Raw genomic sequence first — 11,765 nt, forward strand, 5'->3', positions numbered from 1 at the left:
TCATTATAACAAATATCGGAATTATTATTGAAATAAATTATAATTAAAACAAAAACCCAATGCTAAACCATGTAAATCCTTTTGGCTGTTCCGGAGACCAAGAATATTTTATTTCTATGGGTCCAATGACCGTTTCTAAACCATATCCAACGGCATAACCAGAATATTTCGGGATGGAAATCCAATCTACCGATTCAAAAATCCGATCTCCAATATTAGCAAAATTTGCTGAAAAATTGACGTGATTCTTCTTCAAAAACTCATAATCTACCGTTCCCGTAGATTTTATATAACTATTTGCCGCAACGCTTAAATAATCATACCCATATAAATATTTGAAATTATGCAACGGATTAAATCCATAACCTCCTAAAACAAAATTAAAGAAAGCGACACTTTGCTGACCGAAAGAAAATCCTGCGTCGGTTTGAAATTTTACAGTGGCGTTTTTAAACAAAGTTGCTGCTACTCCAAAATCGCCTTTGGCAATGGAATATGGTTTAAAATCACCGGTATAATTTGAAGACAGTAAGTACGATTGAACATCACCTGTGAAATACCATCCTTTTTTAGGAAAATATTTATTATCAAATGAATCGTATTTCATGTACCCAAAAACACTAAAATAATTACTGTTGTCAATTATTGGGTCTACATTAGCAAGTGTCTCTGATTTTATCTTTAAATATTTGAGTTCTATACCGCCACCTATCAAGAATTTCTGAACAAATAACGACTGAAAATACGCCTGATTTGTCATGTCCGTAAAGTCCACATTTAAAGAATTTATATCCGGATTATTAACCGTTGAACTACTTATTTCTTTGGCAACATTTCTATTAAATTGGTTGTAATGCGATTTGAAACCAAAACTCAAATTGAATCCGTTTTCAATATAATAATCAAGATTATACCTGATATTGTCGCCTAAAATAATATCCAAAGAGGCAATGTCATTTTTAAAAAGTGTTTTTTTACGAGTCAAATTCACTAAAACACCACTTTTGAATAAATTATCATAATGCAATCCAAATTTCAAATATGTTTTTGTCGCATTCTCTTTCAAGTTAATATTCAAATCAACATCCTCCTTGTTTGCTTCCAATGAATAGGAAATGGCACTAAAATTTTTAGTCGCATTGATATTATTAATTCCCTTTAATAAATCATCATAACACGTTTTTGTTCCTGGTTTGAATCTTAATTTCCCAATGACATACTCTTTCGTATAATTGTCTAATTCATTGCTGTTTATCGCTCTGATTTGCAGGCTGTCTGAACGCAATTCTAATTTTGGTTTCTGATAAGGATTAGACTCATCCACAATTTTTTTTAATTGTTCATAAACGGCAAATGTGGCTTCTTCTCCTTTTCTTATTATTTCATTTCCCTTGTCAAAAGAGATTACGCCGTATTGTGTAACGTCCGGTTTGATGTAAATATCGGTATTTGTTACATTCCTCTTCATTCGTTCAATAGATTGAAGATTGGTGATTTGAACCAAAATTTTTGTAGCATCTTTCAGTTGTGTCCTGTCCAATAAATCATTTTGCACATCAACACCAATAATAATATCAGCACCTAATTTTCGTACTTCTTCAATTGGGTAATTATTCACAACACCACCATCTACCAAAATTTTCCCGTCTATTTCCACAGGAGAAAATAAAGAGGGAAACGCAGAGCTTGCAATCATGGCCTGCGCCAAATTCCCTTTGTTCAACAGCACTTCTTCTCCGGTTTCAATATTGGTACCAATACACAAAAAAGGAATGGGAAGCTTATTAAAATCTTTGATGTGCCTTACGTTTCTAGTAATCCTGCTCAATAAATTATAATTGTACATTCCTTTAGACAAGGCTTCCGGAATTCCAATTTTCATTTTATTAAACGGCAAAACCAGCGCATAAAGCTCATCATTTCTTCTTTCGTAAAAATTTTTGGATGATCTGGGAATAAAATCGTTGATTAATTCATTGAAATTCGTCGCCTGAAAAATCGAATCAATTTGGGTTGCATTATATCCTGAAGCATAGAGACCGCCAATAACCGCACCCATACTGGTTCCACCAATGTAGTCAATTTTAACGCCAGCTTCCTCTAATACTTTCAAAACTCCTATATGAGCAAAACCTTTTGCACCACCACCACTTAAAACCAAACCTATTTTAGGTCTTTTTTGCTCTTGCGAAAACACGGTTAAACTGATAAAAACAATGAATAATAGTGCGATTTTCTTCATAAGCAGCAATTTGTTCCGTAATAGAATCTGATGGTATTAATTTTCGTTTGTTGCCTTGTAAAATTCGGTAATTTTTTTGGCTTTCGATACACCTATAACGTCCGAAATTTCTTTTTCTGTCGCTAATTTCAATCTTTTAACACTTTTAAAGTGCTGAATCAAAGTCAACATTGTTTTTTCTCCAATTCCGGGAATGCTTTCTATTGAAGAATTCAATGCCGCTTTACTCCTTTTATCCCGGTGATGCGTAATCCCAAAACGGTGTGCTTCGTTTCGCAATTGCTGTATAATTTTCAGAGTTTCTGATTTTTTATCCAAATACAACGGAATAGAATCTCCGGGATAAAACAGCTCTTCCAGTCTTTTGGCAATCCCAATTATAGCAATTTTTCCTCGAAGCCCCAGTTCATCTATACTTTTCAAGGCTGATGATAATTGTCCTTTTCCACCGTCAATAATGATTAAATTCGGCAAGGGTTGATTTTCATCAAGCAATCGTTTGTATCTTCTATAAACCACTTCGGTCATCGAAGCAAAATCATCCGGTCCTTCGACTGTTTTTATATTAAAATGGCGGTAATCTTTTTTGCTGGGTTTCCCATCTTTAAAAACCACACAAGCTGCCACAGGATTTGTTCCTTGAATATTCGAGTTGTCAAAACATTCGATGTGTCTTGGCTCGACCGGCAATCGCAAATCTTTTTGCATTTGAGCCATAATTCGTTTCGTATGGCGATCAGGATCTACAATTTGCAATTGTTTGAGTTGTTCGATTCGGTAAAACTTAGCGTTTCGGATTGATAAATCCAAAATTTGCTTTTTGTCGCCTAGTTGCGGAACGGTGATTTTTATATTCTCTCCCAAGTCCACATGAAACGGAACAATAACTTCTCTAGACAGCAAATGAAAACGCTCTCGCAGTTCAATAATCGCCAATTCTAATAACTCTTCATCCGTTTCGTCGAGTTTCTTTTTGATTTCCATCGTATGAGAACGAATAATCGAGCCGTGAGAAATTTGCAGGAAATTCACATACGCAGCACTTTCATCGGAAACTATCGAAAACACATCAATATTGGTGATTTTTGGATTTACAATCGTAGAACGCGATTGGTAATTCTCTAAAATTTCAATTTTTTCTTTTATTTTTTGAGCTTCTTCAAAATGCATGTCAGCAGCTAAACTGGTCATAACACGCTTGAAATCTTTCATACTTTCCTTGAAATTTCCCTTCAGGATTTCGCGAATCGCATCAACTTGTTTTTGGTAATTTTCCAATGTTTCATGACCTTCACACGGACCCATGCAATTCCCAATATGATATTCAAGACAAACTTTGAATTTCCCGCTTTCGATATTGCTTTTACTCAAATCATAGTTACAAGTTCGAAGTGGATACAACTCTTTGATCAGCTCTAAAATAGTACTTACGGTTTTGAAACTGGTATACGGTCCAAAATATTCCGACCCGTCTTTGACCATTCTGCGGGTTGCAAAAATGCGCGAAAAAGGTTCTTTCTTGATACACAACCACGGATAACTTTTATCATCCCGCAACAATACGTTGTACCGCGGTTGCAAGGTTTTTATAAGGTTATTTTCTAATAGCAACGCATCGGTTTCGGTAGGAACCACAATATGTTTTATCATAACAATTTTCTTTACGAGCACATTAGTTTTGGCCGTATCGTGAATTTTATTGAAATAAGAAGAAACTCGCTTTTTAAGATTTTTGGCTTTGCCCACATACAAAATTTTCCCTTCTTTGTCGTAATATTGGTATACGCCGGGATTATCAGGTAAGGTTTGGATTTGTAGGGATAAAGCTGTTGGATTCATGTAACAAAGTTAATCTGTAAAATCCCGAAATACAAATCAATATTCTTGAAATCTTGCTGAGGAAAATTTTAACGGAATTTTAGTTTCTAATTCGTTATTATCCTTATTTTTATGCTTTCAAGAACCTATGATGAAAATTAATACCACACCTATCGTTCTTTTTGGCGAAAGCATAAATCCAGGCGAAAGCAAAACTATCAATGTCGAAATTGCTAGACTGCACACCACTACAAAATTGAACATTCCTATTATCGTGCGACGCTCCAAGTTTGAAGGTTCCGTTGTTCTTTTCTCGGCAGGGATTCATGGCGACGAAATCAATGGAGTAGAAATCGTCCGACAGCTCATTTACAAAAAAATCAACAAGCCAAAAAGAGGAACAATAATTTGTATTCCAATAATAAACGTATACGGATTTGTCAATAAATCCAGAGAATTCCCAGACGGTCGGGATTTAAATCGCGTTTTTCCCGGAAGTAAAACAGGTTCTTTGGCCAGCCGATTTGCGTTTCATATTTTAGCCGAAATTATGCCTTTGGTAGAATATGCTGTCGATTTTCATGCAGGTGGAGCCAGCCGTTTCAACGCGCCACAAATCAGAATAGCACATAATAATGCTGATTTAAAAATTCTGGCGGATGTATTTAATGCACCTTTCACCTTATATTCCAGAAATATAATGGGATCTTTCAGGAGTTCCAGCGAAAGAATGGACGTTAAAATGTTGCTTTTTGAAGGCGGAAAATCATTAGATATTAATAATGATATCGCCGAGGAAGGAATAAATGGAGCAAAGCGCCTACTTAAACATCTTGATATGCTTGATTTAAAACATACAGTGGTACAGCAAAAATCCAACACGATTTATATTGAAAAATCTGGCTGGATACGCGCCAAATGCTCCGGATTATTACATGATTACGACACTATTGGGAAATTTGTAAAAAAAGGAACTATACTTGCCACCATAACGGATCCGTATGGAAAATTTGAGCGGAAAGTAAAAGCGCCAAACGACGGTTATATCATCAATGCCAATCATTCCCCAATTGTCTATGAAGGTGATGCCATTTATCATTTGTCGAATGCTCTTGGAGAAGAAGGAGAATAAAATATTTAAAATGAACAAAACTGCGTTACGACAAAAATACAAAGCCCTAAGAAATTCGTTTTCCGAAAATGAAGTGGAAGAAATGAGTTTGGCTGTAGCCAATAAAATACTTGCGATTCCGCTTTGGGATAAAACCTATTTCCATATTTTCCTTCCCATAACAGAACAAAAGGAAGTCAATACAGAATTTATTCTTCATTTATTATCCGGAAAAGACAAAGAAATTATTGTTCCCAAAGCTGATTTTGCAACGCGAAACATGACTCATTTCCTATTGACGGACAACACTAAAATCAAGAAAAATGAATACAACATTCCGGAACCTGTAGATGGTATTGAAGTTCCATCAAACAAGATTGATGTAGTTTTTGTTCCGCTTTTGGCTTTCGATAAAAAAGGACATCGCGTGGGTTACGGAAAAGGATTTTATGATAAATTTTTATCGGAATGCAAACCGGATGTAATTAAAATTGGACTGTCTTTCTTCGAACCCGAAGAAATTATTGAAGATGTTTTTGAAGCCGATATACAATTGGATTATTGCGTGACTCCGAATGAGATTTATTCGTTCTAATTTAGAATGCGTACTTTCGTAGCAGATACAATCCAAATAATTTATGAGAACATTCAAAAATTCAAGATTTGCCGTAAGCGTTATGGTCATTCTATTTGCAGTTTCATTTTCAAACTGCAGCATTCAAACCGGAACCAGCAGATCAAGTTATAAAGCTAAAAAACTTCCTCCAGGACAAGCTAAAAAAATATATGGCGGAAAAAGTGCGAAACGATACGCACCCGGACATAACAAAAACTAATTAAGTAAAAAGACCTGTTCAAATCATGAACAGGTCTTTTTGTTTGTGCTAAAAACGCTGAATCTAATTGTGATGAAATGCTTTTTTATTAAAGAAAATCAAGATTCCAACTCCGGTAGAAATCGCCATATCAGCAATGTTGAAAATTGCATTGAAAAAAGTAAATTCTTTTCCACCCCAAATAGGCAACCAACTCGGTAGATTTCCATGCCAAAAGGGAAAGTAAAACATATCTACTACTTTTCCGTGAAACCAAGTTCCATAAGGTTGATCTGAAAATAAAGTAGCTAATTGTTGTTGACTGTCGTCAAAAATAACACCGTAAAAAACAGAATCAATAATGTTCCCGAAAGCACCGGCTAAAATCAATGAAATAGCTACGATTAAATAATTAGAGCTGTGTTTTCTTTCCACAGAATCCCACAACCAATATCCAATTCCACCTACAGCCACCAATCTAAAAAGGGTTAGGAATAATTTTCCGTATTGACCAGGAATTTCAGTACCCCAAGCCATTCCTTCATTTTCGATAAAAAGAATTTTGAACCATTTGAATACTTCAACTTCTTCGCCTAAAATAAAATTAGTTTTAATGTATATTTTGGAAACTTGATCAACAAGCAATAAGATAAAAATAAGGAGATACGCTTTTCGTAATGACATTTTATAAATTTTAATGGCGCAAAAATAACAATTTAATCAAAAAAAACGCTCCATTAGGAGCGTTAAAAATTACACAACAAGTAGTTTATCTTTGCAAATTTTTTGCCTCAATACTCATTGTTGCATGAGGAACGATTTTTAATCTTTCTTTCCCAATTAGTTTGCCTGTAACTTTACACACACCGTAAGTTTTATTTTCTACACGGAAAAGTGCATTCTTTAAATCACGAATAAACTTTTCCTGACGAATAGCCAGTTGAGAATTCGCTTCTTTAGACATTGTTTCGCTTCCCTCTTCAAAGGCTTTAAAGGTAGGCGAAGTATCATCAGTTCCGTTATTCAAATCATTCATGTACGCACTTTTTATCAGATCTAAATCAGCTTGTGCTTTTTGAATTTTGTTAAGGATTATCTCTTTGAACTCTGCTAAATCAGCGTCAGAGTATCTTGCAATTTCATCTACCATTGTTGTATTATTTTGAAATTAAAATCATTGTTTTTATGTCGTCAAATTCAATTTCTGTACCGTTTTCTAATTCATCTACAAAAACCAAATCACTGGTTAATGTTTCTGATTTTATGTACGCTTCATTTTCAAGAATCGCCTCTTCTAAAATTCCATTTCTCTTCAATTGAACTTTAATTTTATCAGTAACTTCAAATCCGGAATCTTTACGGATATTCTGGATTCTGTTTACTAATTCTCTGGCAATTCCTTCTTGTTTTAATGCTGGTGAAATTGTAATATCCAGCGCAACCGTTATTCCGTTTGAGTTCGCTACTAACCAACCCTCAATATCTTGCGATGTAATTTCTACATCTTCTAAAGTTAAAATTACGTTATTTCCTGCAATAACAATACTAAGGCTTGCTTCCTTATCTAATTGAGCAATCTGCTCTTTCGAAAATCCTTGTATCTCTTTAGAAATCAATCCCATATCCTTTCCAAAACGGGGTCCGAGTGTCTTAAAATTAGGCTTAATTTGTTTCACCAAAACACCGGAAGCATCGTCCAAAAGTACGATTTCTTTCACGTTTACCTCTGCTTTTATAAGGTCAGAAACAGCTTCAATTTCAGCTCTTTGATTGTCGTCAAGTACCGGAATCATTACCTTTTGCAACGGTTGGCGTACCTTTATCATTTCCTTTTTTCGGAGTGATAAAACCAATGATGAAATGGTTTGTGCTTTCTGCATTTTGCTCTCTAACATTTTATTAACATAGTTTTCAACCGAAATTGGAAACTCCGCCAAATGTACACTGTCATATTTTTCCGACTGTGTTGCTAAAGTTAAATCTCTGTAAAGTTTGTCCATAAAGAACGGAGCGATAGGCGCACCCAGTTTACTTATGGTCAACAAACAGGTATATAAAGTTTGATAAGCAGCGATTTTGTCCTGCGCATATTCCCCTTTCCAGAAGCGTCTTCTGCACAAACGAACGTACCAGTTACTTAAGTTTTCCTGTACAAATTCAGAGATTGCACGAGCTGCTTTCGTTGGTTCATAATCCGCATAGAAACCGTCCACTTCTTTGATCAAAGTGTTCAGTTCTGACATGATCCATTGATCAATTTCCGGTCTTTCATTTAAAGGAATCTCCGCTTCTTCAAATTTGAAACCATCAATATTGGCATACAAACTAAAAAACGAATACGTATTGTATAAAGTTCCAAAGAATTTACGGCGAACCTCAGCAATTCCTTCTAAGTCAAATTTCAAGTTGTCCCAAGGATTCGCATTCGATATCATGTACCAACGCGTCGCATCTGGACCGTATTCTTTTAATGTTTCGAAAGGATCTGCGGCATTCCCTAAACGTTTGGACATTTTTTGCCCGTTTTTGTCTAAAACCAATCCGTTTGAAACTACATTTTTGTACGCAACTTTATCAAAAACTAATGTTCCTATGGCGTGCAACGTATAAAACCATCCACGAGTTTGATCTACTCCTTCTGCAATAAAGTCAGCAGGGAAATCTTTGTTTTGATCTATTTTATCTTTGTTTTCAAAAGGATAATGCCACTGCGCATAAGGCATAGAACCGGAATCAAACCAAACATCAATCAAGTCCGATTCACGCGTCATTGCTTTTCCAGAAGCAGAAACCAAAGTGATTTCATCGACTACATTTTTATGTAAATCAACTAAATCGTAATTTGATTCTGCCATATTTCCAATTTCAAAACCTTTAAAAGGATTTTCTTTTTGGAAACCTGCAGCGATAGATTTTTCAATTTCGTTGTATAATTCTTCTACAGAACCAATTAATATTTCTTCTTGTTTGTCTTCAGTTCTCCATATTGGCAATGGAATTCCCCAGAATCTTGAACGAGATAAATTCCAGTCATTGGCATTTTTCAACCAATTTCCAAAACGTCCTTCTCCAGTTGCTTTTGGCTTCCAGTTGATGGTTTCGTTCAAGTCAAACATTCTATCTTTGACTTCAGAAATTTTTATAAACCAAGAATCCAAAGGATAATATAAAATAGGCTTGTCTGTTCTCCAGCAATGTGGATAACTGTGGACATATTTCTCTACTTTAAATGCTCTGTTTTCTTCTTTTAATCGGATGGCAATTTCAACGTCTACAGAACGTTCTGGCGCTTCACCTTCGTTATAATATTCGTTTTTTACATATTTACCGGCATATTCCCCAACGTGCGAAGTGAATTTTCCTTGTAAATCTACTAACGGAACCGGAGTTCCATTTTCGTCAAGAACCAACATCGGTGGAACTTCAGGCGTAGCTTCTTTCGCTACTTTTGCATCATCAGCACCAAAAGTAGGCGATGTATGTACAATTCCTGTTCCGTCTTCGGTAGTTACAAAATCCCCTGAAATTACTCTGAAAGCATTTTCCGCATTTTGATATGGAAGAACCAAAGGCATTAATTGTTCGTAACGAATATCAACCAAATCAGCTCCTTTGCATTCCGCCAAAACCTGATATGGGATTTTCTTGTCGCCTTCTTTGAAATTTTCAAAATCAGCAGGCTCATTACTTTCAAAGAACCCTTTCCCGAATTGTTTTCCAACTAAATTCTTAGCCAAAATCAATGTTGCTGGGCGAAATGTATATTGATTGAATGTTTTTACTAAAGCATATTCAATTTTTGGACCTACAGTCAAAGCCGTATTACTTGGCAATGTCCAAGGCGTTGTTGTCCAAGCTAGGATAAAGATTTCGTCTAAATCCAACGCTTCTAACTTATAATGAAGTAAATTATTAGAACTGATGTAATCGTAAAACTTAGAGAACAACAATTCTTTGTGCGCGTCAATCACTTTAAATTGTGCCACAACTGTAGTATCTGTTACATCACGGTAACTTCCCGGCTGGTTCACTTCGTGAGAAGATAAACCTGTTCCTGCTTTTGGAGAATACGGCTGAATGGTGTAGCCTTTGTACATCAAATCCTTGTTGTAGATTTGTTTCAAAATCCACCAAACCGTTTCCATATATTTGGATTTGTAGGTCACATACGGATCTTCCATATCGACCCAATAACCCATTTTTTCAGTCAAATCATTCCATACATCCGTATAACGCATCACGGTTTTTTTACACGCTTCGTTATATTCTTCGATGGAAATGGTCTTTCCAATATCTTCTTTGGTGATTCCCAATTCTTTTTCGGTACCTAATTCCACAGGCAAACCGTGGGTATCCCAGCCCGCTTTACGCTTCACTTGGAAACCTTTTTGAGTTTTATATCTGCAAAAAATATCTTTAATGGCACGCGCCATTACGTGGTGAATTCCTGGTAATCCATTAGCCGAAGGCGGCCCTTCAAAAAACACGAATGGTGGATTTCCTTCACGAGTGGTTACGCTTTTCTCGAATATAGTTTCTTTCTTCCAAAAAGCAAGTACTTCTGACGCCACTGTTGGCAAGTCAAGTCCTTTGTATTCAGTAAATTTTGTGCTCATTTTATCCTTTTCTTTAATCGAAATGCGAAAGTAGTAAATTAAAGTTGAAAGTTGAAAGTCGTAGGTCGAAAGTTACGCTTTAAGCCAAAATCGATTTACTTGCATTTTGTCAAAGAGATAAAAATACTTTTACTCATCTGCTTCTAATTCAAAAAAAATTATTTACTGGTTTCCCAAACAATTTTGATAATTTCAGAGCTAAAATGAAATCACGAGTGCGCTCGATTTTATAAATTTGATAAAACTTGTGGGCACGGGATTATAAATACAAGCTAGCGGATATCGTTCTAGTATTATTTTGCTGCGGAGAACGCAATGAAATTGTAGCTGTTAGCTGTTCTTTGTTTTTTTGAATTAGTTTTTTTCTAACTCTATTTTCAGTAGCTTTTTTAGCGTGTTTAAGTCAATTTCATTACTGTTTCCAATTTCTACGAAATATTTTGTTTGCCAATTTTGAGTTTTTTGTGCTTGTTTATTTTCTGTTACGCTCCAATTTGGGTAAACTCTAATTCCACGTTTTCCTTTCCCTTTTTGGCTTGTCAAAATTCTATTTTCGCTCAAAACTGTTTTGGTGAAAATGAAAACTCCAAACCTTTCTGCTTGACGCGTAGCAATTAAGTAAAATTCAAATTCATCGTCAACATTATACGGTTCCGTTATACCCTTTTCATTTCGTTTCCAAATTGATACAAATTGCCCCGTTTTAGTTGGCGTGATTTTCGCCATTCTGAATTTTACTTTTTGTTTGTTTAGTTCAAAATTATGAGCAAAATACTCTTGACTTTCTTTTTCAATTTCTAGGCCTTCAAGTTCTATTCCGCAAACTTTAAATATGGAATTATTTAAAATTTGTATTTCAGAAAACATGTTACTGGAATTTGTCAATTTTGGTACAATTGATTTTCTTTCCAGTTTTATTTTTTAAGTGGTGAGGCAATGAAAGGTAACGTTCCGGCGCTTGGCGAGGTTGCGAACTTCGGAACCGATTATTTTCTATCAAAGATAAAATTTCTTGCGGAAGATAAACGTCCGGCGTGCAAAAGATTCGCAATTTTGCAAAACCACGGTTGAACTAAACCTTCGGTAGCACCATTGTTGATTTTGATTATCTTACGAAGATAACTAAAATAGAATATTATGACTACAAAAAAAAGCATCCTGAT

Annotated in this window: 9 protein-coding genes; 3 read left to right on the top strand and 6 right to left on the bottom strand. The window is 35.3% G+C overall.

The window, feature by feature from the left end:
• Positions 1 to 43 precede the first annotated feature (43 nt).
• Positions 44 to 2,242 carry a patatin-like phospholipase family protein gene (locus tag DR980_RS05310; RefSeq protein ID WP_113634202.1) on the bottom strand — a complete coding sequence of 733 codons (2,199 nt, stop codon included), beginning with the start codon at positions 2,240 to 2,242 and terminating at the stop codon, positions 44 to 46.
• Positions 2,243 to 2,278: 36 nt separating this feature from the next.
• A complete protein-coding gene (uvrC, locus tag DR980_RS05315; protein ID WP_113634203.1) occupies positions 2,279 to 4,081 on the bottom strand; it encodes an excinuclease ABC subunit UvrC in 1,803 nt (600 codons plus the stop codon).
• A gap of 130 nt (positions 4,082 to 4,211) precedes the next feature.
• On the opposite strand from uvrC, the gene DR980_RS05320 reads away from it, so the two are divergent.
• From DR980_RS05320 to DR980_RS05330, 3 genes are read left to right on the top strand one after another with little or no spacing between them, the layout of a single operon-like run.
• On the top strand, positions 4,212 to 5,192 hold the full coding sequence (locus DR980_RS05320) for a succinylglutamate desuccinylase/aspartoacylase family protein (RefSeq protein WP_113634204.1): 981 nt from the start codon (positions 4,212 to 4,214) through the stop codon (positions 5,190 to 5,192).
• A 10-nt stretch (positions 5,193 to 5,202) separates the two neighbouring features.
• Positions 5,203 to 5,766 (top strand): 5-formyltetrahydrofolate cyclo-ligase, encoded by a 564-nt coding sequence (locus DR980_RS05325; protein WP_113634205.1) that lies wholly within the window; start codon positions 5,203 to 5,205, stop codon positions 5,764 to 5,766.
• 43 nt (positions 5,767 to 5,809) lie between these two features.
• Positions 5,810 to 6,007, top strand: coding sequence for a hypothetical protein (locus tag DR980_RS05330; RefSeq protein ID WP_091166339.1), 198 nt, complete (start codon positions 5,810 to 5,812; stop codon positions 6,005 to 6,007).
• A gap of 63 nt (positions 6,008 to 6,070) precedes the next feature.
• Here the strand turns inward: DR980_RS05330 and DR980_RS05335 are convergent, their stop codons facing one another.
• The 4 genes from DR980_RS05335 to DR980_RS05350 form a co-directional block, all read right to left on the bottom strand.
• Positions 6,071 to 6,670, bottom strand: a complete 600-nt coding sequence (locus tag DR980_RS05335; RefSeq protein ID WP_113634206.1) for a lipoprotein signal peptidase — start codon at positions 6,668 to 6,670, stop codon at positions 6,071 to 6,073.
• A gap of 85 nt (positions 6,671 to 6,755) precedes the next feature.
• Entirely contained in the window at positions 6,756 to 7,136 is a 381-nt protein-coding gene (locus tag DR980_RS05340) for a TraR/DksA family transcriptional regulator (RefSeq protein WP_113634207.1), read from the bottom strand.
• Between the two features lie 7 nt (positions 7,137 to 7,143).
• On the bottom strand, positions 7,144 to 10,602 hold the full coding sequence (gene ileS / locus DR980_RS05345; RefSeq protein WP_113634208.1) for an isoleucine--tRNA ligase: 3,459 nt from the start codon (positions 10,600 to 10,602) through the stop codon (positions 7,144 to 7,146).
• A gap of 354 nt (positions 10,603 to 10,956) precedes the next feature.
• Positions 10,957 to 11,469: a MepB family protein gene (locus DR980_RS05350; protein ID WP_113634209.1), complete on the bottom strand. Its 513-nt coding sequence runs from the start codon at positions 11,467 to 11,469 to the stop codon at positions 10,957 to 10,959.
• Positions 11,470 to 11,765 lie beyond the last annotated feature (296 nt).

This window comes from Flavobacterium psychrolimnae (assembly GCF_003312425.1).
GTDB classification, from domain to species: Bacteria; Bacteroidota; Bacteroidia; order Flavobacteriales; family Flavobacteriaceae; genus Flavobacterium; species Flavobacterium psychrolimnae.